Here is a 240-nt window from a genome sequence, read left to right on the forward strand (position 1 = left end):
CGGCAGGGATGGGGATCGGCCTGATGTTCTTTGGCGTTGCTGAACCGGTGATGCATTATCTTTCACCTCCCGTTGGCACCCCAGAGACAGTTGCGGCAGCGAAGGAAGCAATGCGCCTGACGTTCTTCCACTGGGGCCTGCATGCATGGGCAATCTATGCCATCGTGGCTTTGATCCTGGCCTTTTTCAGTTATCGTCACGGTCTGCCTTTAACGCTGCGTTCCGCACTCTATCCCATTA

General features: G+C 55.4%; 1 protein-coding gene. It reads left to right on the forward strand.

Annotated features, from left to right (window positions below; all coding sequences use genetic code 11):
* On the forward strand, positions 1 to 240 hold a 240-nt coding region (locus L977_RS14960; protein ID WP_047626074.1), incomplete at both ends, for a BCCT family transporter.

Origin of the sequence: Enterobacter sp. ZOR0014, assembly GCF_000798855.1 — a bacterium.
In the GTDB taxonomy this organism is placed as follows: Bacteria; Pseudomonadota; Gammaproteobacteria; order Enterobacterales; family Enterobacteriaceae; genus Enterobacter; species Enterobacter kobei.